The organism is Pseudomonas nitroreducens (assembly GCF_010994165.1).
In the GTDB taxonomy this organism is placed as follows: domain Bacteria; phylum Pseudomonadota; class Gammaproteobacteria; order Pseudomonadales; family Pseudomonadaceae; genus Pseudomonas; species Pseudomonas nitroreducens.
In genome coordinates this window covers 463,227-484,190 of record NZ_WMBX01000003.1, presented here as the reverse complement: position 1 = coordinate 484,190, position 20,964 = coordinate 463,227, and the positions used below count along the sequence as shown (strand labels likewise).

Annotated in this window: 21 protein-coding genes; 10 read left to right on the top strand and 11 right to left on the bottom strand. The window is 65.2% G+C overall.

The window, feature by feature from the left end:
• Positions 1 to 16: 16 nt before the first annotated feature.
• From GJV37_RS15560 to GJV37_RS15530, 7 genes are all read right to left on the bottom strand, one after another.
• Entirely contained in the window at positions 17 to 958 is a 942-nt protein-coding gene (locus tag GJV37_RS15560) for an AEC family transporter (RefSeq protein WP_170859520.1), read from the bottom strand.
• Between the two features lie 67 nt (positions 959 to 1,025).
• The gene (locus tag GJV37_RS15555; RefSeq protein ID WP_024765919.1) at positions 1,026 to 1,466 is read right to left on the bottom strand and encodes a bactofilin family protein; all 441 of its coding nucleotides are present in this window, start codon (positions 1,464 to 1,466) and stop codon (positions 1,026 to 1,028) included.
• 18 nt (positions 1,467 to 1,484) lie between these two features.
• Positions 1,485 to 1,862 (bottom strand): hypothetical protein, encoded by a 378-nt coding sequence (locus tag GJV37_RS15550; protein ID WP_024765918.1) that lies wholly within the window; start codon positions 1,860 to 1,862, stop codon positions 1,485 to 1,487.
• Positions 1,843 to 2,811 (bottom strand): M23 family metallopeptidase, encoded by a 969-nt coding sequence (locus GJV37_RS15545; protein ID WP_193452716.1) that lies wholly within the window; start codon positions 2,809 to 2,811, stop codon positions 1,843 to 1,845. The genes GJV37_RS15550 and GJV37_RS15545 overlap by 20 nt, the downstream gene beginning before the upstream one ends.
• A gap of 192 nt (positions 2,812 to 3,003) precedes the next feature.
• On the bottom strand, positions 3,004 to 4,737 hold the full coding sequence (locus GJV37_RS15540) for an ABC transporter ATP-binding protein/permease (protein ID WP_065083931.1): 1,734 nt from the start codon (positions 4,735 to 4,737) through the stop codon (positions 3,004 to 3,006).
• 70 nt (positions 4,738 to 4,807) lie between these two features.
• Positions 4,808 to 5,368 (bottom strand): response regulator transcription factor, encoded by a 561-nt coding sequence (locus tag GJV37_RS15535; RefSeq protein ID WP_037013643.1) that lies wholly within the window; start codon positions 5,366 to 5,368, stop codon positions 4,808 to 4,810.
• A gap of 24 nt (positions 5,369 to 5,392) precedes the next feature.
• The gene (locus GJV37_RS15530; protein ID WP_024765915.1) at positions 5,393 to 6,649 is read right to left on the bottom strand and encodes an ATP-binding protein; all 1,257 of its coding nucleotides are present in this window, start codon (positions 6,647 to 6,649) and stop codon (positions 5,393 to 5,395) included.
• A 230-nt stretch (positions 6,650 to 6,879) separates the two neighbouring features.
• Here GJV37_RS15530 and GJV37_RS15525 point away from each other — a divergent pair, with 230 nt between their 5' ends.
• The 8 genes from GJV37_RS15525 (at position 6,880) to GJV37_RS15490 (ending at position 16,135) form a co-directional block, all read left to right on the top strand.
• A complete protein-coding gene (locus GJV37_RS15525) occupies positions 6,880 to 7,596 on the top strand; it encodes an SIMPL domain-containing protein (protein WP_170859521.1) in 717 nt (238 codons plus the stop codon).
• A 222-nt stretch (positions 7,597 to 7,818) separates the two neighbouring features.
• Positions 7,819 to 9,432: an ABC transporter substrate-binding protein gene (locus GJV37_RS15520; RefSeq protein ID WP_193452715.1), complete on the top strand. Its 1,614-nt coding sequence runs from the start codon at positions 7,819 to 7,821 to the stop codon at positions 9,430 to 9,432.
• Between the two features lie 52 nt (positions 9,433 to 9,484).
• Positions 9,485 to 11,101: an ABC transporter substrate-binding protein gene (locus GJV37_RS15515; RefSeq protein ID WP_024765912.1), complete on the top strand. Its 1,617-nt coding sequence runs from the start codon at positions 9,485 to 9,487 to the stop codon at positions 11,099 to 11,101.
• A gap of 97 nt (positions 11,102 to 11,198) precedes the next feature.
• Positions 11,199 to 12,209 carry an ABC transporter permease subunit gene (locus GJV37_RS15510; protein ID WP_065083933.1) on the top strand — a complete coding sequence of 337 codons (1,011 nt, stop codon included), beginning with the start codon at positions 11,199 to 11,201 and terminating at the stop codon, positions 12,207 to 12,209.
• 153 nt (positions 12,210 to 12,362) lie between these two features.
• Positions 12,363 to 13,274, top strand: coding sequence for an ABC transporter permease subunit (locus tag GJV37_RS15505; protein ID WP_054906647.1), 912 nt, complete (start codon positions 12,363 to 12,365; stop codon positions 13,272 to 13,274).
• Positions 13,275 to 13,368: 94 nt separating this feature from the next.
• On the top strand, positions 13,369 to 14,346 hold the full coding sequence (locus GJV37_RS15500; RefSeq protein WP_193452714.1) for an ABC transporter ATP-binding protein: 978 nt from the start codon (positions 13,369 to 13,371) through the stop codon (positions 14,344 to 14,346).
• Complete coding sequence (locus GJV37_RS15495; protein ID WP_065083936.1) at positions 14,343 to 15,314, top strand: peptide ABC transporter ATP-binding protein; 972 nt, start codon at positions 14,343 to 14,345, stop codon at positions 15,312 to 15,314. The genes GJV37_RS15500 and GJV37_RS15495 overlap by 4 nt, the downstream gene beginning before the upstream one ends.
• Positions 15,315 to 15,475: 161 nt before the next feature.
• The gene (locus GJV37_RS15490; RefSeq protein WP_193452713.1) at positions 15,476 to 16,135 is read left to right on the top strand and encodes a hypothetical protein; all 660 of its coding nucleotides are present in this window, start codon (positions 15,476 to 15,478) and stop codon (positions 16,133 to 16,135) included.
• A 117-nt stretch (positions 16,136 to 16,252) separates the two neighbouring features.
• Here the strand turns inward: GJV37_RS15490 and GJV37_RS15485 are convergent, their stop codons facing one another.
• On the bottom strand, positions 16,253 to 16,879 hold the full coding sequence (locus tag GJV37_RS15485; RefSeq protein WP_024765906.1) for a LysE family translocator: 627 nt from the start codon (positions 16,877 to 16,879) through the stop codon (positions 16,253 to 16,255).
• 135 nt (positions 16,880 to 17,014) lie between these two features.
• On the opposite strand from GJV37_RS15485, the gene GJV37_RS15480 reads away from it, so the two are divergent.
• Positions 17,015 to 17,497, top strand: a complete 483-nt coding sequence (locus tag GJV37_RS15480; protein ID WP_017517556.1) for an Lrp/AsnC family transcriptional regulator — start codon at positions 17,015 to 17,017, stop codon at positions 17,495 to 17,497.
• Here the strand turns inward: GJV37_RS15480 and GJV37_RS15475 are convergent.
• Genes GJV37_RS15475 through GJV37_RS15465 form a run of 3 tightly spaced genes read right to left on the bottom strand, consistent with a single transcriptional unit; the run spans position 17,490 to position 19,833 of the window.
• Positions 17,490 to 18,407: a 5-oxoprolinase subunit C family protein gene (locus tag GJV37_RS15475; protein ID WP_193452712.1), complete on the bottom strand. Its 918-nt coding sequence runs from the start codon at positions 18,405 to 18,407 to the stop codon at positions 17,490 to 17,492. The two genes, GJV37_RS15480 and GJV37_RS15475, sit on opposite strands and share 8 nt — an antisense overlap.
• On the bottom strand, positions 18,404 to 19,081 hold the full coding sequence (pxpB, locus tag GJV37_RS15470; RefSeq protein ID WP_193452711.1) for a 5-oxoprolinase subunit PxpB: 678 nt from the start codon (positions 19,079 to 19,081) through the stop codon (positions 18,404 to 18,406). The genes GJV37_RS15475 and pxpB overlap by 4 nt, the downstream gene beginning before the upstream one ends.
• A complete protein-coding gene (locus GJV37_RS15465; RefSeq protein ID WP_084358246.1) occupies positions 19,078 to 19,833 on the bottom strand; it encodes a 5-oxoprolinase subunit PxpA in 756 nt (251 codons plus the stop codon). Before GJV37_RS15465 ends, pxpB begins: the two co-directional genes overlap by 4 nt.
• A gap of 129 nt (positions 19,834 to 19,962) precedes the next feature.
• Here GJV37_RS15465 and lpxO point away from each other — a divergent pair, with 129 nt between their 5' ends.
• Positions 19,963 to 20,862: a lipid A hydroxylase LpxO gene (gene lpxO, locus GJV37_RS15460; RefSeq protein WP_089285829.1), complete on the top strand. Its 900-nt coding sequence runs from the start codon at positions 19,963 to 19,965 to the stop codon at positions 20,860 to 20,862.
• The last annotated feature ends 102 nt before the right edge of the window (positions 20,863 to 20,964 follow it).

The following is a 20,964-nucleotide window of genomic DNA, read 5'->3' as shown; positions in this document are numbered from 1 at the left end:
CTCGACTTCCACCGAGTCACATCCAGCCGCCCCATTGCAGGACGAAGATGCCGACGTTGGTGGTCAGCGCCGCCACCAGGGTGGTGATGACGATGATCGACGCCGCCAGTTCGTGATTGCCATTCGCCGCACGGGCCATGACATAGCTGGCCGCCGCCGTGGGGCTGGCGAAATAGAGGAAGAGTACGCCCAGTTCGGCGCCACGAAAGCCCAGCGACCAGGCGACGGAAGTGCAGATCAGCGGCAGCCAGACCATTTTCATCAGACTCGCGCTGATCGCCAGGGCGCCACTCTCGCGCAGCGAGGCCAGCGACAGGGTACCGCCGATGCACACCAGTGCCAGTGGCAGGGTCATCTGCGCGAAGTAGTCAGCGGAAGTCAGCAGCCACTTCGGCAGGCCGATACCGAACCAGGAAAACGGCAGCGCGGCCAGCACACTGATGATCAGCGGATTACAGATGACGTTGCGGGCGATGCTCAGCGGGTCGGACTTCATGCTCGGGCTGTAGATCGCCAGCACCACTGAGGACAGCGTGTTGTAGCAGAGGATCACCAGGGCTGCGAGGACTGAGCCGAGCGCCAGGCCATGGTCACCATAGAGGCTGGTGGCCAGCGCCAGACCGATGATGCCGTTGTTGCCGCGGAACGAGCCCTGCACGTAGACGCCGCGCTCGGCGCGCGGCACTCGCCAGGCCGCCCAGCCCCAGGCCAGCAGGAAGCCCGCCAGGGTCGCTGCGCAGAAATACAACAGTACCTCGGGGCGCGCTGCGCTATGCAGGTCGGAGTGGTAAATGCCGAGGAACAGCATCGCCGGCATGGTGGCGTTGAACACCAGTGCCGAGGCGGTCTGGATGAATTCCGGATTGATCGCCCCGACGCGGCGCAACAGCACGCCCAGGAACAGCATGGCGAAGACCGGGGCGGTGATGGCGAAGGTCTGGAGCAGCAGGGCAAGCATGGGAAGCAGGCATCAGGGCGACGGGGGCAGAATCATAGCAAGCTATGTACCCGCCCCACAGGATGAATCACACCTGCGCGTCGGTCGCTTCGCCCCAGAGCGGCGCCGGCAGTTCCAGCGGTTTGGGCGACTCGCCTTCGGCCAGGCGAGTCAGCTTGCCGTCCACGGTGGCTCCGTTCTCCATGCTCAACTGGCGATACTGGATATTGCCGACCACGCGTGCATTGGAGTGCAACTCCAGCAGGTGTTCGACATACAGGTCGCCAATGATGGTCCCATCGATCAGCGCGTCGTAACTGCTGACATTCCCCTCGATCCGACCTTCCGCACTGAGCGCCAGCAGGCTGGCGGCGCCGGGCTTGTGGCAGACATTGCCTTTCACGGTACCGAGAATCTTCAGGCCATCCTGGAACTGCATATCGCCGACCAGATCGACGTTGCCCGAGAGCAGGCTGGAGAACTTGTCCACCGACACCTGCGGGCCTTTCTTCTTGCTGTTGCTGAACATCGCAATTCCTCGCGCGTACTACTTGCCAGGTTTCTGCTGGCGGTAGAAGGCCAGCTCAGTCTTGAGTTTCTTGATTTCGGCGGACATCGAATCGATGCGCTGCATCAGCTGTTCTCGATTGGCGCGGTCCTCGTCGCCCTGCAGGCGTTTGTCCTCCAGTTCGGCGGTCAACTGCTCGACCTGCACACGCAGCGCCTGGAGTTCATCAGCCTGTACACGGCCCGCCACCTCACCCTGGTGGCGCATCAACCAGACGCCCGCCAGCGCCGCTGCCAGCAAGAGAACCAGGAGCAAGGCCGCGCGGCCCAACGCCGCGGAACCACGAGGAACATGGGGGCGGTGCTCGGCGCGCAGCAGGTCGCGGGTGGAGGGCTTCCTAGTCCGAGGCCATACCATCGCTATCGATCTCCATGCCTCCCAGAGAGAGGAAGTTCTGTGGGTCGACGAATTCGCCGTGGTAAAGCACTTCGAAATGCAGGTGCGGCCCCGTGGAGCGGCCGGTGGAACCCACCTTGGCAATTTCCTGCCCCGGCAGCACTACGTCGCCCACTTTCACCAGCAGTTTCGAGGCGTGGGCATAGCGCGTGACCAGGCCGTTGCCATGGTCAATCTCCACGCGATTGCCATAGGAGGGATTCGGCCCTGCGACGATGACGCGTCCACCAGCGGCCGCATGGATCGGGCTGCCGGTCGGCGCCGAGAAGTCCTGGCCGGAGTGGAACGCCAGGTGGTGATTGAAGGGGTCGAGCCGGTTGCCGAAAGGCGACCCCAGGCGCGCCTGCTCCATCGGGCGACGGGCGGGAATGGCCATGAAGTCGGCGTTGCGCCGCGCCACCTGGTCCATCAACAGGTCGAATACCCGGCGCAGGCATTTTGCCGAGCGCTCGCTCCGCTCCAGATCGACGTCGGAAGCGGGCAGCGGTTCTGCACAAGGGCGCGGTGGCAGCAGGATGCCGCCTTTGCCCTTGGTGGTCGGCGCCTGGGGCTTTGGCGCGAGCTCAGGGTCGACCTTGGACAGTTTGCGCGCGATTTCCTCGTGGCTGTCGACGGCCTTGAGCAGGTAAGTGGCGTCTTTCTCCAGCACGTGCAGGCGACCGGCCAGCTCCCCTATCCGCTCCGCTGCGAAACGCTCGGCGGAATCATCTTCCGAGGGGGCGGGTACGCTCGCGACGACGGGCATCGGCACCGGCTCGACGTTGGTCCGGCCCACCCAGACACCGACCACGAAGGCCACCACAGCGAATAGCAGCGCCGTGCAGCCGGCCACCAGCAGGAACCGGCGCCGATCGATCAGCTGCAGGTCCGAACGGGTCAATGCCTGCCGAGTTGGTGAAAGGAAGCTCATGGGAGGTACCGTTGAATCTTTCGAAACCCGATCCTGGTCGGACCGGGCTGCACAGGGTACCTGTTATTGAAAGCTTCGCAGCGGCGAAACACTGAAAAATGTAAATAAATAAGAAGAAATCATCCCATCTGAGAAGACTTTCAGATGTTTCCCACTAACACCTTCACAGTATCCCAGTGAATCAAACTGCCACTACACCGGCAGAACAGCCTCGATCTCCTGCAATCGATGGTCTTCCAGGCGCAGCTGGCGCGGGTGGAATCGTTTCAGGCTGAGACGGTGGCCAATGCTGACCAGGGTGACGCCTGGCAATTGGTCCAGCAGCACCTGGTAGAGCGCAGCTTCGTCGGTTTCGTCCAGCGCGGAAGTCGCCTCGTCGAGGAATAACCACTGCGGCGCATAAAGCAGTGCACGGGCGATGGCCAGACGCTGCTGCTCGCCCGGAGACAGCACACGCTGCCAATGGTCGGCTTCACCCAGGCGCGGCACCAGCGAATCCAGGCGGCACAGGTGCAGCACCTGTTTCAGTTGCTCGGGATCGTGACGATCGCCCTGCTCCGGATAGCAGAGCGCCTCGGCGAGGGTGCCGATGGGCAGGTAGGGTTTCTGCGGGACGAACAGACTGCGCGCCTCAGGCATCTGCACAACGCCGCTGCCGTAGCGCCACAGGCCGCTCATGGCGCGCAGCAGGGTGCTCTTGCCACCGCCGGACGGGCCACCGATCAGTACGTGCTCCCCGGTGTTGATCGCCAGGCTGGTGGGCTGCAGCAGCTCGCGACCGTTGCCCAGGCTCAGGGTGAGGTTCTGCAGTTGCAGCAGGTCGCCGGACTTGCGCACATCGATATTGGCCGACTCCTGGGCGATGTCGGCCATGGCTCCGCGGAAGCTCAGCAGACGGTCGCAGGTGGCGCGCCAATTGGCGAGGCTGGCGTACGCATCGATGAACCAGCTCAGGCCGTCCTGCACGTTGCCGAAGGCGGAGTTGATCTGCATGAGCTCGCCGAGTTGGATCTTGCCGGCGAAGTAACGCGGGGCGGCGACCACCAGGGGGAAGATGATGGCGATCTGGGCATAGCCGGAGCTGAAGAAGGTCAGGCGCTTCTGCACCTTCATCAGCTCCCAGAAGTTGCCCCAGACATTGCGGAAGCGCGTCATCAGCCGTTCGTTCTCGTTGGCCTCGCCGTTGTACAGGGCGATGCTCTCGGCATTCTCGCGCACCCGGACCAGGCCGAAACGCAGATCCGCCTCGAAGCGCTGTTGCTGGTTGTTCAGGGTGATCAGGCGGCGCGCGATCAGGTGCGTCAGCCAGCTGCCAACCGCCGCGTAGAGCAGCGCTGCCCAGAACATGTAGCCGGGAATGGTGATGCCGAGGATTTCGATGCTGCCGGAAACGCCCCAGAGGATGACCGAGAAGGACACCAGGCTGACGACGTTGCGGATCAGGCCAAGACCCAGGGTCAGGGTGGTGTCAGTGAAGTTATTGAGGTCTTCGGTCAGGCGCTGGTCAGGGTTGTCCGTATGGCCGCGCTGCTCGAGGCGGTAATAGTTCTTGTCGCCCAGCCAGGCGGCGAAGTGCTTCTCCGTCAGCCAGCGGCGCCAGCGGATGGTCAGCATCTGGGTCAGGTAGAGGCGGTAGACGGCGATCAGGATCGCGGCGGCGGCAATGCCGCAGAAGTACAGGACCAGCCGGATGAAGGAGTCGACATCCTTGTTCTGCAGGGCGTTGTAGAAGTCACGGTACCAGCTGTTGAGCCAGACCGAGACGGCCACACCCACCAGCGAGAGGGCGATGACCACGATCAGCAGCAACCAGGCCATGCCCTTCTCTTCGCTGCGCCAGTAAGGCGCGGTGAGGTGCCAGACTCGGTGGAAGAAGCGGCTGCGAACGGCATCGTTCGCGGCGCGGTACTCGGCGCTGTCGGTCATGGAATGGGCTCGCACGGCTGTACATACAAAAAAGGAGCGCTCATTGGCGCTCCTTTGTGTTATCGATCGCTTAACGCCTCACCGGGCGCTTCTGCAGCTTACGTTGCAATGTGCGCCGGTGCATACCCAGCGCTCGGGCGGTCGCGGAGATGTTGCCGTCATGTTCGGCAAGCACGCGCTGGATATGTTCCCACTGCAGGCGGTCGACCGACATGGGGTTTTCCGGCACCAGGGTCTCCAGGTCGGCGTGCTGCGACAGCAGTGCGGTGAGCACATCGTCGGCGTCGGCCGGTTTGCACAGGTAGTTGGTGGCGCCGCGCTTGATGGCTTCCACCGCGGTGGCGATGCTGGAATAGCCAGTGAGGATCACTACGCGCATCTCGGCGTCGAGCTCAAGCAGCTTAGGCAGCAGCACCAGGCCGGAGTCGCCGTCCATCTTCAGGTCCAGCACGGCGTAGTCGGGCAGATCGTCCTTGGCCATGGCCAGGCCTTCCTCGGCGGAGCCGGCGACCGACACCCGCAACCCGCGACGGGCCATGGCGCGGGCCATGACGCGGGTAAAGGTGGCATCGTCGTCCACCAGCAGCAGGTGGGGCTGCTCTTCGCCTTCGAACAGGATCTCTTCGCTCATGGTACTTCCTCGCGGGCGCGGCGATCAGGCCACGCCATAGCTTCTGGGCAGACGCAACTCGGTCAGAGTGCCGCCATCTTCATGGTTATACAACTTCACCGTTCCACCTGCGCGGGTCACGCTGGCCTGGCTCAGGAACAATCCCAGGCCGAACCCCTTGCCCTTGGTGGTGAAGAACGGCTTGCCGAGCTGTTCGGCAATCGCCAGCGGCACGCCCGGGCCCTGGTCGCGGATGCTCAGGCAGATTTCCCCGGCATCCCAGTCCAGGCGGATATCCAGGTCGTCCGGGCAGGCGTCCGTCGCATTATTGAGCAGGTTCAGCAGCGCCTGGCTCAGGTCGGTCGGCGGAGTCATCCGCGGTGCCTTGCCCTTGCCGAGCGTCTGGTAGCGATAGCTCGCCTCCGGGCGCATCAAATGCCAGCGCCGCAGCACCGCTTCGACCCACTCGTTGGCGCCCTGCTCTTCCACCGCCTGGCGACGATCCGCTTCGGCGGCGCGTACCAGGTGCTGCAGGGTGGTCTTGCAAAGCTTGACCTGCTCCTGCAGCAGGGCGAGATCTTCCTGCAACATCGGCTGGTCCGCATTGGTCTGGCGCAATTCCTTGAGCAGTACGCTCATGGTCGCCAGCGGCGTGCCCAGTTCATGGGCGGCGCCGGCGGCCTGGGTGGCCACGGCCAGCAGTTGCTGGTCACGCATGCCTTCCTCGCGACGCTGCGCCTGCAACTGCTCCTGGCGGCGCAGCGACTCGGACATGCGGGCGACGAAGAAGGTGATCAGTGCGGCGGCCAGGGCGAAGCTCAGCCACATGCCATAGATAAGGAGGTTGTCGCGTTGTCCCGCAGCCATCTCCAGCGGGTGGAACCACACCAGCAGCACCGTGTAGCTGGCCAGCGCCAAGCCTGCCAGGGCGATGGTGTAGAGCCATGGCAGGGTCGCGGCGGCGATGGTCAGCGGCACCAGGTAATAAGAGACGAAGGGGTTGCTCGAACCACCGGAGTAGTACAGCAGCACACTGTGGATGACCAGGTCGCAGGCGAGCTGGACGGCGTACTCCAGCTCCGTGACCGGCCACGGGCCGCGCAGGCGCAACGCCGTGCCCAGGCAGAGCACAAGGGAGACACCGAGGGTCACGCCCAGCGCAAGCCAGGGCAGTTGAATCAGTTGGGCCTTGTAGGCGAGCCCGACCGAACCGGCCTGGGCGGCAAGCACGAGAATACGGATGAGCGTCAGATGCAGAAGGTTCTGACGACTGGCGGAAAGCTGGAAAACCGGTGGGCGCATGGTGAATTCCGGAATTTGCGCGAGTATAGCCAAGAGCCCCCTCTCCTTTATGCGGCATAGCGCCACAGCATACTCCAGCGCGGCCCGCGTCGGCCGCCTCGCACCGAAACAATTGGTGACATCCGTCAATAACCCGGATCGGAACGAATCCTCGTCAAAGGGTCTGACAGTCCTCGCCACTGGCTCTACTAAGCTGTGGCCGGGACATTTTCTGGAGCAAGGAGTCATCCATGTCTGTACTGAAGAAACCCTTCACCGCCATCGCCGCCGCCATCGCCCTGTGCGCCACCAGCCTGGGAGCCCTGGCAGACGAACCTCGCTACAACCAGGTTTCGCTGCGCGCCGAGGTCAGCCAGGAAGTTGCCCACGACCTGATGCACGTGACCCTGTTCAGCGAAGGCCAGGCCAGCGATCCGGCCAAGCTGGCCAGCGAGACCACCACCGCGCTGAATGCAGCCGTGGAGCAGGCACGCAAGGTGAAAGGCGTGACCGTCAGCCTGGGCAGCCGCAACAGCTACCCGGTGTATGACGACAAGGGCCAGAAGATCACGGCCTGGCGCGAGCGCGCGGAAATCCGTCTGGAGAGCACCGACTTCGCCGCCCTCTCGCAACTCACCGCCGACCTGCTGGGCAAGTTGAAGATGGGCAGCATGGACTTCAGCATCGCCGACGCCACTCGCGCGAAGAACGAGGACGCGATGATGAAGGGCGCCGTGGATGCCTTCAAGGCCCGCGCCCAGGTACTCACCGACGCGCTCGGCGGCAAGGGCTACAGGCTGGTCAGCCTGAACCTGAACACCTCCGGCGCGCCACGGCCGATGCCGGTGATGCGCATGGCCGCCGCCAAGTTCGCCTCCATGGATTCGGCACCGGCGCAGGAAATCGAAGCCGGCACCAGCCAGGTCACCGTCAGCGCCGACGGCACGATCGAGGTGCAGATGCCGTAACACCTACGGCCTTTTCCAGCGCGGCGCCTTGGGGGACCGGGGCGCCGCCGCTCGACCGCACGGTTCCCATTGTCGAAATTGCGACATTCCCTTGCACCCGCGTCACAACTTCTACACTCATCCCGGTTAGACGCTTGCACCCGGCATGTGCCGTGCATAGCTTCACGCAACGCAGCTCACGAGGCTGCCCCTCGATGACAACCAGAATAAACAGAGGTCCCAATGCGTAAGAACGCCGTCATCCGCGCCATGATTGCCGCTGGGCTGATCGCCAGCGCCCCGCTCGCCCACGCCGCCAACAACCTGGTCTACTGCTCCGAAGGCAGCCCCGCGGGCTTCGACCCCGGCCAGTACACCACCGGCACCGACTTCGATGCCTCGGCGGAAACCGTGTTCAACCGCCTCACCCAGTTCGAGCGCGGCGGCACCCAGGTCATCCCGGGCCTGGCGGAAAAGTGGGACGTATCCGATGACGGCAAGACCTACACCTTCCACCTGCGCTCCGGCGTGAAGTTCCACACCACCGACTACTTCAAGCCGACCCGCGAGTTCAACGCCGACGACGTGCTGTTCACCTTCAACCGCATGCTCGACAAGAACCATCCGTTCCGTAAGGCGTACCAGACCGAATTCCCCTACTTCACCGACATGGGCATGGACGCGAACATCGCCAAGGTGGAGAAGGTCGACGACAAGACCGTCAAGTTCACCCTCAACGAAGTTGACGCGGCGTTCATCCAGAACCTCGCCATGAGCTTCGCCTCGATCCAGTCCGCCGAATACGCCGACCAGTTGCTCAAGCAGGGCAAGGCCAGCGACATCAACCAGAAGCCCATCGGCACCGGCCCGTTCGTGTTCAATCGCTACCAGAAGGACGCGATGATCCGCTTCAAGGCCAACCCGGACTACTGGAACAAGGGTGAGGTGAAGATCGACAACCTGATCTTCGCCATCAACACCGACGCCTCGGTGCGCATGCAGAAGCTCAAGGCCAACGAGTGCCAGATCACCCTCTTCCCGCGCCCGGCCGACCTGGAGGCGCTGAAGAAGGACCCGAACCTGAACATGCCGTCTCAGCCGGGCTTCAACCTCGGCTACATCGCCTACAACGTCCTGCACAAGCCGTTCGACAAGCTCGAAGTGCGCGAGGCGCTGGACATGGCGGTGAACAAGAAGGCGATCATCGACGCCGTCTACCAGGGCGCTGGCCAGCTCGCCGTGAACGGCATGCCGCCGACCCAGTGGTCCTACGACGACAGCATCAAGGACGCCGGCTACAACCCGGAGAAGGCCAAGGAGCTGCTGAAGAAGGCCGGCGTCGCCGAAGGCACCGAGATCACCCTGTGGGCCATGCCGGTGCAGCGCCCATACAACCCCAACGCCAAGCTGATGGCCGAGATGCTGCAGTCCGACTGGGCCAAGGTCGGCATCAAGGCGAAGATCGTCACCTACGAGTGGGGCGAGTACATCAAGCGCGCCAAGGGCGGCGAGCACGACGCCATGCTGATCGGCTGGAGCGGCGACAACGGTGACCCGGACAACTGGCTGGGCACCCTCTACGGCTGCGATGCCGTGGACGGCAACAACTTCTCCAAATGGTGCGACCCGGCCTACGACAAGCTGATCAAGGATGCCAAGCGCACCCCGGACCAGGCCAAGCGCACCGAGCTGTACAAGCAGGCCCAGCACATTCTCAAGGAGCAGGTGCCGATCACCCCGATCGCCCACTCCACCGTGTACCAGCCGATGCGCAAGACGGTGCAGGACTTCAAGATCAGCCCGTTCGCGCTGAACTCGTTCTACGGCGTCGGCGTCGGCGTCGGCGTCGGCAAGTAAGGCCAATGGCCGCCGGCAACCGCCGGCGGCCAAAGCCCCGACCGCCAGCCCCATGCCCAGCCATTTCCGCAAACGGCTCTCCGGGATGATCCTGGCGAGCCTGCTCGGCTGCACCTCGGCATTCGCCCAGCCCCTGGTGGTCTGCACCGAGGCCAGTCCCGAGGGCTTCGACATCACCCAGTACACCGCCGCGACCACCGCCGATGCTTCCGCCGAGACGGTCTTCGAGCGCCTGGTGCAGTTCGCCCCCGGCAGTACCCGCGTGGTACCTGCGTTGGCAGAGAGCTGGGAGATAAGCGACGACGGACTGCAGTACACCTTCGCCCTGCGCCAGGGCGTGAAATTCCACAGCACCGACTACTTCACGCCGACTCGCGGGTTCAACGCCGACGATGTGCTCTGGAGCTTCCAGCGCCAGCTCGACCCGAAGCACCCATGGAACAGGCTGGCCCCGCGCGGCTTTCCCTATGCCGAGGCAATGGGCCTGCCCGGCCTGATCGGCGCGGTGGAAAAGCTCGACGACTACCACGTGCGCTTTACCCTCAGGCATCCCGAGGCGCCCTTCCTCGCCGACCTCGCGATGGGTTTCGCCTCCATTTATTCCGCCGAGTACGGTGACCTGCTGCTGGCTGCCGAGAAGGCCGACCAGTTGAACAACCTGCCCATCGGCACCGGCCCCTTCATCTTCCAGCGCTACCAGAAGGACGCTCAGGTGCGCTTCACCGCCAACCCTGATTACTGGGGCGGCAAGCCGAAGATCGACCGCCTGCTGCTGGCGATCACTCCCGACCCGAACGTACGCATCCAGAAGGTCAAGGCCGGCGACTGCCAGATAGCCGTCTACCCCAAGCCCACCGACGTGCCCGCGCTGCGCCAGGACCCGAAACTCAAGGTCGAGGAACTGGACTCCCTGCTGGTCGCCTACGTCGGCATCAATACCCGGCACAAGCCGCTGGACGATGTGCGCGTGCGCCAGGCGATCAATCTCGCCTTCGACCGCGATGCCTACCTGCGCGCACAGTTCGGCGAAGGCGCCGCAACGCTGGCTGTGGCGCCCTATCCGCCGACACTGTGGGGTTCCGATCCGCAGCTCAAGGTCTGGCCCCACGACCCGGCGCGCGCCAGGCAACTACTGGAAGAAGCCGGCATCAAGCCCGGCCTGAAACTGTCGATCTGGACCCGCCCCGGCGGCGGCCCGACCAACCCCAACCCCGGCATCGGCGCGCAGATGCTGCAGGACGACCTGGGCAGGATCGGCATCCAGGCGGACATCCGCGTCTTCGAATGGGGCGAGCTGATCAAGCGCGCCAAGCAGGGCGAGCACGACCTGATCTTCATGGGCTGGGCCGGCGACAATGGCGACCCGGACAACTTCCTCACGCCGAACCTGTCCTGTGCGGCGGCGAAAAGCGGCGAGAACCAGGCCGGCTGGTGCAACGCGGAGTTCGACGAACTGCTGCGCAAGGCCCGCGCCATTACCGACCAGGAAACCCGCGCGGACCTCTACCGCCAGGCGCTGGCGGTCTACCAGCGCGAGGCGCCGTGGATCGCCCTGGCCTACCCGAAGCAGTTCGCCGTGGTGCGGCCTGGCGTAACAGGCTTTACCCTGAGCCCGCTGGGTTCGAACAATTTTTCCCGTGTGCAGCTACAGGGCTCGCCGGGACCATAACGACAAGGACCAGACCTCAAAAGGGTCGATGTCGACAAGAACGGACCGCCCATGACGCGGCCCAACCGTGACCATCCCATGTGGAGAACTCCCCACAATGCTGTCCTTCATTGCCCGGCGCTTCGGGCTACTGATACCGACCTTCTTCGGCGTCACCCTGCTCACCTTTGCGCTGATCCGCCTGATTCCGGGCGACCCCGTGGAAGTGATGATGGGTGAACGCCGCGTCGACCCGCAGATGCACGCCGAGGCCATGCACCGCCTGGGCCTCGACAAGCCGCTTTACCAGCAGTACCTCGACTACATCGGGAACCTCGCCCAGGGCAACCTCGGCGAATCGCTGACCACCCGCGACAGCGTCTGGCACGAATTCCTCACCCTGTTCCCCGCCACCCTCGAACTGTCGCTGGCGGCCCTGCTGTTCGCCGGCGTCTTCGGCCTGCTCGCCGGGGTGATCGCGGCGCTCAAACGCGGCTCGCTGTTCGACCACGGGGTGATGACCATCTCCCTGGCCGGCTACTCGATGCCGATCTTCTGGTGGGGCCTGATCCTCATCATGCTGTTCTCCGTCAGCCTGGGCTGGACGCCGGTGTCCGGGCGCCTCGACCTGCTCTACGACATCGAGCCGAAAACCGGCTTCATGCTCATCGACACCCTGCTCTCGGATGAAGACGGCGCCTTTATCGATGCCGTGCGCCACCTGATCCTGCCGGCCATCGTGCTGGGCACCATCCCGCTGGCGGTGATCGCGCGGATGACCCGCTCCTCGATGCTCGAAGTGCTGCGCGAGGACTACGTGCGCACCGCCCGCGCCAAGGGCCTGTCGCCCGCTCGCGTGGTATTCGTGCACGCCCTGCGCAACGCCATGATCCCGGTGCTCACCGTGTTCGGCCTGCAGGTCGGCACGCTGCTGGCCGGCGCGGTCCTGACCGAAACCATCTTCTCCTGGCCCGGCATCGGCAAATGGCTGATCGACGCCATCGGCCGCCGCGACTACCCGGTAGTGCAGAACGGCATCCTGCTGGTGGCGACCCTGGTGATCCTGGTGAACTTCATCGTGGACATCCTCTACGGCCTCGCCAACCCACGCATCCGCCACCAACGCTGAGAAACTGCCCATGGCCTGCTGCGCGTCGGCGATACAGCGTCAGACTCCACCGATAAATGCTCATTTGCTTCATGCAAACTGCGCTTTCTCGGCGGACTCTTCCTCGTCTTGCTCTAGCTCGCGAGGCCCTGAGCAGCTTCTACGGAGCTTGCAATGAATACAGATTCTCTTACTCCCGCCAGCGACCCGAGCCTGGTCTACCCCTCCCCGCTGAAAGAATTCTGGCACGCCTTTTCGCGCAACAAGGGCGCGGTCGGCGGCCTGCTGTTCATGCTGGTCATCGTGTTCTGCGCGCTGTTCGCGCCCTGGGTCGCGCCCCATGATCCGAGCGAGCAGTTCCGCGACTTCCTGCTCACCCCGCCGCTCTGGCTCGAAGGTGGCAACGCGCAGTTCCTGCTGGGCACCGACGAGCTGGGCCGCGACCTGCTCTCGCGCCTGATGCACGGCGCGCGGCTGTCGCTGATGATCGGCCTGACTTCGGTGTTGATCTCGATGATCCCCGGCATCTTCCTCGGCCTGCTCGCCGGCTTCTCGCCGACCCGCCTTGGCCCGGTGATCATGCGCCTGATGGACATCATGCTGGCGCTGCCCTCGCTGCTGCTGGCGGTAGCTATCGTCGCCATCCTCGGCCCGGGCCTGATCAACACCGTGATCGCCATCGCCATCGTCTCGCTGCCGGCCTACGTGCGCCTGACCCGCGCCGCGGTCATGGGCGAACTGAACCGCGACTACGTCACCGCCTCGCGCCTGGCGGGTGCCGGCACCCTGCGCCTGATGTTCGTCACCGTGCTGCCCAACTGCATGGCGCCGCTGATCGTGCAGGCCACCCTGAGCTTCTCCTCGGCGATCCTCGACGCCGCCGCATTGGGCTTCCTCGGCCTGGGCGTGCAACCGCCGACGCCCGAGTGGGGCACCATGCTGGCCTCCGCGCGCGACTATATCGAGCGCGCCTGGTGGGTCGTCTCGCTGCCCGGCCTGACCATCCTGCTCAGCGTGCTGGCGATCAACCTGATGGGCGACGGCCTGCGCGATGCGCTGGACCCGAAGCTGAAGAATGCGGCGTGAGGAGCATGCAGATGGATACCCCCGTGCTCTTCGTAGGACTGAAGCGTCCCTCTCGTTCCCACAAGAAGAACAAAAGCCTGACGGAGACCGCCGTATGAGCCTCCTCGACCTGCGCAATCTTTCGGTGCGCTTCGGCGACCGCAATGCCATCCCGGTAGTGGATGGCCTCGACCTCTCGGTGGACAAGGGTGAAGTCCTGGCCATCGTCGGCGAATCCGGCTCCGGCAAGTCGGTGACCATGATGGCCCTGATGGACCTGATCGACGCCCCCGGCATCATCACCGCCGACACCATGCAGTTCGACGGCATCGACATGCTGCGTCTGAAAGGCCGCGAGCGTCGGCGCATCGTCGGCAAGGACATCGCCATGGTCTTCCAGGACCCGATGACAGCCCTCAACCCCAGCTTCACCGTCGGCTACCAGATCGAGGAAGTGCTCAAACTGCACCTCGGCCTGCGCGGCAAGGCCCTTCGCCAGCGCGCCCTGGAGCTGCTCGAACGGGTGGAAATCCCCGGCGCCGCCCAACGCCTGGACGCCTACCCGCACCAGTTGTCCGGCGGCATGAGCCAGCGCGTCGCGATCGCCATGGCGATTGCCGGCGAGCCCAAGCTGCTGATCGCCGACGAGCCGACCACCGCGCTGGACGTGACCATCCAGGCGCAGATCATGGAGCTGCTGCTGAACCTGCAGCGCGACCAGGGCATGGCGCTGATCCTGATCACCCACGACCTCGCCGTGGTCGCCGAGACCGCCCAGCGCGTCTGCGTGATGTACGCGGGCCAGGCGGTGGAGATCGGCCAGGTGCCGGCATTGTTCGACCTGCCGACCCATCCCTATACCGAAGCGCTGCTCAAGGCGATCCCGGAACACAGTGCCGGTGAAGAGCGCCTGGCTACCCTGCCCGGCATCGTTCCCGGCAAATACGATCGCCCTCAGGGCTGCCTGCTGTCGCCACGCTGTCCCTACGTGCAGGACAACTGCCGCAGCGTACGCCCGGCGCTGGAAGCCCATGAGCGCGGCGCCGTGCGCTGCTTCTACCCGCTCAACCTGAACACCGAGGTGGCCCGATGAACGCCGTTCTGACCGCCCGCGACCTGACCCGTCACTACGAAATCTCCCAGGGCCTGTTCAAGCCCCACGCCCTGGTCCGCGCGCTCAACGGCGTGTCCTTCGACCTGCTGGCCGGCAAGACCCTGGCCGTGGTCGGCGAATCCGGCTGCGGCAAGTCCACGCTCGCCCGCGCGCTGACCCTGATCGAAGAACCCACCTCCGGCTCGCTGCAGATCGCCGGCCAGGAAGTGAAAGGCGCCAACCACGAGCAGCGCAAACAGTTGCGCCGCGACGTACAGATGGTCTTCCAGAACCCCTACGCCTCGCTCAACCCACGACAGAAGATCGGTGACCAGTTGGCCGAGCCGCTGGTGATCAACACCAATCTGTCGCGCGCCGAGCGCCGCGAGCGCGTGCAGGCGATGATGAAGCAGGTCGGCCTGCGCCCCGAGCACTACCAGCGCTACCCGCACATGTTCTCCGGCGGCCAGCGCCAGCGCATCGCCCTGGCCCGCGCGATGATGCTGCGGCCCAAGGTGCTGGTGGCGGACGAACCGACCTCCGCGCTGGATGTGTCGATCCAGGCCCAGGTGCTCAACCTGTTCATGGACCTGCAGCAGGAGTTCGGCACCGCCTACGTGTTCATCTCCCACAACCTCGCCGTGGTCCGCCACGTCGCTGACGATGTGCTGGTGATGTACCTCGGCCGCCCGGCGGAAATGGGCCCGGCGGACAAGCTCTACGAGCGCCCGCTGCATCCCTACACCCAGGCGCTGCTCTCGGCCACCCCGGCGATCCACCCTGACCCGAGCAAGCCGAAGATCAAGATCCAGGGCGAGCTCCCCAACCCTCTCAACCCACCCAGCGGCTGCGCCTTCCACAAGCGCTGCCCCTACGCGACCGAGCGCTGCAGGACCGAGGTACCGGAGCTGCGGCTGCTGGATGAGCGACAAGTCGCCTGTCATCACGCCGAGCAGTTCCTGAACTGATGCGAAACGGGCCGGTCATAGGCCGGCCCTCTTTCGGATACAGCTGCGTCCTACAGCGCAGCGGGAACAGGCCTACGGCCTGATCCAGAACGTCCCGCTAGGGTGGCGTCCCGCCACTGTCCCGCACCGCAGTGGCCGTAATCCACAGGGCCACACTCCACATGCTGCTGTTCTTCCTCCTGCTGATCCTCGTCACCGCCATCGTCGCCAATGTGCAGTTGCACAAGTGGAAGCGGCAACAGCGGATGGACGTGCGCGCGGCAGTGAAATCACGGAAGAAATCGTCGACGACGAAGAAAAAGGCGCCGGGGGACGTCGATCTCGACGAGATCGACTGGAGTGGGCTCGACCAGGATGAACTGGACTTCAGCGCACCGCCCTCGCCAGCGCCAAAGCCGCCGCCCGCGTCGGTTCGTGCCACGGCTCCTGCCCAGCCGTCTGCCGAGGTCAAACCGACAGTCGAGCCCCGGGACGAGTTCTTTCCCCTGGAACGGGCACTGCCACCGGGACAGCTGACGGCTGCCCAACGCGACGAAGCCATGGCACAACTGCTCAAGGCCAGCCTGCATATCCCCACTCCGGAACCCGGCGAGAGGCATGTGGTGCTGGACATGGACGGCGGCAGCTACGTGCCGGTCGCCACGCACCCGGCCGCGGCGGCGATCGCCCTCGGGCATCTCGCCGAGAGCCTGCAACAGCGCAAGGGCGCGCAGCTGCTGCACGAGTTGCGCGGCAAGGAACTCGGCCTGCTGGTGGTCGCGCGCAATCCGCAGAAGCCGTCCGTGGCACGGCTGTGGAAAATCCTCCCAGAAGACCTGTAGGAGCGAGCTTGCTCGCGAACAGGCCGAGCGGCGGAGTCAGTTCGCGAGCACGCCCGCTCCCACGAAGAGCCGTTTGCGCTGTTCTGCAACTTGCTCACCACCGCACCGAAACTGTCCCTACAGATCACGGATCAGCGCCAGGCGCACGCCGAAGCCCAGCAGAATGCCGCCGAAGCCCCACTGTTGCACCCGCTGCATCGCCCTGTGCCGCGCCAGCCAACGGCCCATGCGCTCGCCGCTGACGGCGTAGAAGCTGTCAAAGCCCAGCCCGACCACCACCAGCACACCGCCCAGCAGCGCGAATTGCAGTGCCAGCGGCCCGTTCTGCGGATGAATGAACTGCGGCAACAGCACCGAACAGAACAACAGCGCCTTGGGGTTGAGCAGATTGGTCAGCAGGCCACGCCGAAACGCCCGCCGGTAGCTCACTGTGGATAACCCGGCGCTCCCCTCCGCCAGCGGCACGCCAACCGGCGCTCGGAGCAACTGCAAGCCAATCCACGCCAGATAAAGGCCACCGCCGATGCGCACCACATCGAACGTCCACGGCGCCGAACGGAACAGCAGTGCCAGCCCGGTCGCCGCCAGCGCCACATGGCAGGCACGCGCCAGGCCCAGGCCGAGCGCGGTCGCCAATGCCGCGCGGCAGCCCTCGCGGGCACCGGTGTGCAGCAGGAGAATCATGTCCGGCCCGGGCAGCAGGTAGACCATCGCCAGGGCCAGCAGGAAGACGCCGATATCCACAGGAGCCACTCCGAAGAAGACATTGTGGATAAGGATTCTATGCCTGAAGCTTGGAGCAGGTGCTTGCGTATTCCACCAGCACAAAGCTGCCAATTGGCATACTCTGCCACTCTGAAGCCACTTGATCAGCCAATCATGCCAAGCCCAAAACTGGACGCCTACGACCACCGCATCCTCGCCGCCCTGCAGCGCGACGGCCGCCTGACCAACGTGCAGCTTGCCGAGGAAATCGGGCTCTCCCCTTCGCCCTGCCTGAGGCGCGTGCGCATCCTCGAAGAGGCCGGGATGATCCGCGGTTACCACGCCGAACTGGGCCGCGACGAAGTCGGCCTGGGCTTGACGGTGTTTGTCGGCGTGAAGGTCGAGCGCCACAGCGATACCAGCGCTGCCGCCTTTCGCCAGGCGGTGATCGACTTGCCGGAGGTCATCTCGGTGCATCTGGTCAGCGGCGAGTCGGACTTCCTCCTGCAGGTGGTGCTGCCGGACCTGCGCGCCTACGAGCAATTCCTCACCGGCACCCTGCTCAAGCTGCCGGGCGTCAGCGACATCCGCAGCAACTTCGCCATCCAGACGGTGAAAGAGTCGGCGCCCCTGCCGTTACGGCACTTGCCTAAGTAGCGAAAAACCTCAGGAACGCGCGCAGGTCCGCCTGCGCCTGTTCCACGCTCGCCTCGACAAAGCGCACCTCGCTGTGCGCCGGGCATTGCGCCAGGCGGCCGATGTCCAGCGGGTGCAGCACGCCCAGCAGCGGGTAGCCACCCATGGTCTGCCGGTCGGCCAGCAGGATGATCGGCTGGCCGTCCGGCGGCACCTGGATGGCGCCCTCCACTATTCCCAACGACCACTGCCGGCGGGGCGCGCCCAGGGCTTCGCCGCGCAGGCGCACGCCCATGCGGTCGGATTGCGGGCTGATCTGCCAGGGCTGAGTGAAGAAAGCCCGGCGCTGTTCGGTGGTGAAGGCATCCGGGCCAGGCAAAACGCGCAGGACCGGGCATTCGCGGTAGTCCGGCCGATAGGGCCAGGGCACGTCGGCGCCACGGGAGAAATGCTCGCCCGCAGCGGTGCATTCCAGCACATCCCCCACGGCCAGGGTCTCGCCATTGCCGGCAAGACCTCCGAGCTTTTCCCGCGTCTGGGTCGAAACGCTACCCAGTACCGGTGCCGCACGGAAACCACCGGCAGCAGAGAGATAGGCGCGCTGTCCGGCACGGGCGAAACCGAGCTTGAGGCGCTGCCCGGCCCGAACATGAAAACGCGACCAAGCGGGAAGCGGTTCGCCATCGAGCCGGGCAGGCAGCTCGGCGCCGGTCAGCGCCAGCCAGGTATCGTCCTGCGCCTCCAGCTCCACGCCGCCCAGCGCGATCTCCAACAATGCCGTGCCGTAGGGGTTGCCGAGCAGGTGATTGGCCCAGGCCGCGGCGTGTTTATCCACAGGGCCGCCGGGAGAGATGCCGAGCTGCTGCCAGCCCTGGCGACCACCATCCTGCAGCAGGCACAGCGGGCCGCAGGCGATGACCGTGAGGCTCATGCGTCACCGCCCGCAGCGCGAAAAGCAGCTTCTTCGATGGGTACGAAGCGCACCCGATCGCCCACGGCCAGCGGGCAGGGAGGCGTCGCGCAGGGATCGAACAGGCGCTGCGCGGTGCGTCCCAGCAGGTGCCAGCCGCCGGGCGAGGCCTGTGGATAAACCGCTGTCTGGCGCTCGGCAATGGCGAGGCTGCCGGCGGGAACCCGTGTGCGCGGCGTGGCCCGGCGCGGCAGGACGAGACGTTCGTCCAACTCGCCCAGGTAGGCGAAGCCGGGGGCAAAGCCGATGGCGCCGACGCGGTAGTCGCGACCAGCGTGCAGGTCGATCACCTGGGTCGGCGTGAGCCCGCAGTGAAGGGCAACCTCGGCGAGGTCTTCACCGGCGTACCACACGGCAATTTCATGCAGCCGCTCCACTTCACCGGTCGCGGCCTCGCCTGGCCACTGCGCCAGCGCGGCCTGCACCTGACGCTGCAACTGCGGCAAGTCGACGCGCAGCAGGTCGTAGTGAAGGAGCAGGGTCGTCCAGCCCGCCACGCAATCGGTCAGCGCCGGGCCGAGTTCGGTGCGCAGGCGTTCGGACAGCCGAGCGATGCGCAGCGGCAAGGTGTCGTCGGGCTGTTTGGCCAGGGTGATCAGCAGCGCCGTGGCGCCGAAGGGCTCGAGACGGATCATGCCTGGTCCAGCAGGCCACGCAGGCGCCGCAGCACCGCCAGGGATTCGGGGTTGTCACCGTGCACGCAGAGGCTGTCGGCGCGCAGCCGCAGCGGGTTGCCGTCGATATCCGGGAAAGGTTCGCCGCGGGCGATGGCCAGGGCCTGATCGAGAATGCGTTGCGGCTCGTGATGCACGGCATTGGCCAGGCGCCGCGGCGCCAGCTGGCCGTCGGGCAGGTAGGCGCGGTCGGCGAAGGCTTCGAACATCAGCGGCACATCTGCCACGTCGGCCAGTTGCAGCTCGCGACTGTTGTCGGCCAGGGCCAGCACCATCAGCGGCAGGCGCTTGCGATAGGCGGCACAGGCGTCGAGCACGGCGCAGAGCAGCGCGTCGTCGCGCACCAGGTCGTTGTACAGCGCACCGTGGGGCTTCACGTAGGCCACCTGGGTGCCGGCGGCGCGGCAGAAGGCATCCAGCGCGCCGATCTGGTAGAGCACCAGGGCGTGGACTTCCTCGGGCGAGCAGTTCATGTGCCGGCGACCGAAGCCGGCGAGGTCCGGGTAGGCCGGGTGGGCACCGATGCAGACGCCCTGCTCCACCGCCAGGCGCACGGTGTGCTGCATGGTCAGTGGGTCGCCCGCGTGGTAGCCACAAGCGAGGTTGGCCTGGTCGATCAGCGGCATGGCGTGGGTGTCGTCGCCCATGCGCCAGGCGCCGAAGCTTTCGCCCATGTCGCAGTTGAGCAGGATTCGCGTCGTGCTCTCGGTCATTGGTGTCGCCATCCTTCCAAGTTTCCTACAGGGTAAAGCAGACAATGGCCTTTGGCCTTCGGAGAATACTCAGTCACGTTCAGGAGGAGTACTATCCCGGGTCTGTAGTAGCGGATACCTCCCCGAATGATCAAAGCCGCCATCCTGGCCGCCTTCGGCCTGAGCATCGTTTATGTCCACCTGCGTGGACGGGTGCGCCACAAGTTCACGCGCCAGCTGAGCGACCACTCCAGCTTCCTGGCGCCGATCAACTGCCTGATGTACCTGTTCTCCAAGGTACCCAGCCGCCCATACCTGGCGACCGAGCAGTTCCCGGAAATGCGCCTGCTGACCGAGAACTGGGAAGCCATCCGCAGCGAAGCGCTGCACCTGCGCGATGCCGGCAGCATCAAGCGCTCCGACCAGCTCAACGACGTCGGCTTCAATTCCTTCTTCAAGACCGGCTGGAAGCGCTTCTACCTGAAATGGTACGACGACAGCCATCCGTCGGCCGATGCGCTGTGCCCGAAGACCACCGAACTGCTGCGGCAGATTCCGTCGGTGAAGGCCGCGATGTTCGCCGAGCTGCCGCCGGGCTCGCGCCTGGTGCGCCACCGCGACCCGTACGCCGGCTCGCTGCGCTACCACCTGGGCCTGCTGACGCCGAACGACCCGGGCTGCTTCATCGAGGTGGACGGCGAGCGCTACCACTGGCGCGACGGCGAGGCGGTGGTGTTCGACGAGACCTACATCCACTACGCCGAGAACACCACGGAACATGACCGGGTGATCCTCTTCTGCGACATCGAGCGACCGCTGAAGTACGGCTGGGTAACGGCCTTCAACCGCTGGTTCAGCCGCAACGTGATGGCCGCGGCAGCCTCGCCCAACGATGCGGGCGACAAGACCGGCGGCATCAACCGCGCGTTCGCCTCGCTGTACAAGATCCGCCTGCAGGGCAAGGCCCTGAAGAAGCGCAACCGCAAGCTGTACTACCTGCAGAAGTGGGGCTTCTTCGCGGCGGTACTGGCGCTGTTCCTGTGGATCTGAGCGACTGGATTTAAGCGCTCCGCTATCAAAAAAGGCCTCCGCATTCGCGGGGGCCTTTTTGTTTGCGCCATTTGAGGAGCCCTGCGTAGGGCGGACAACCTG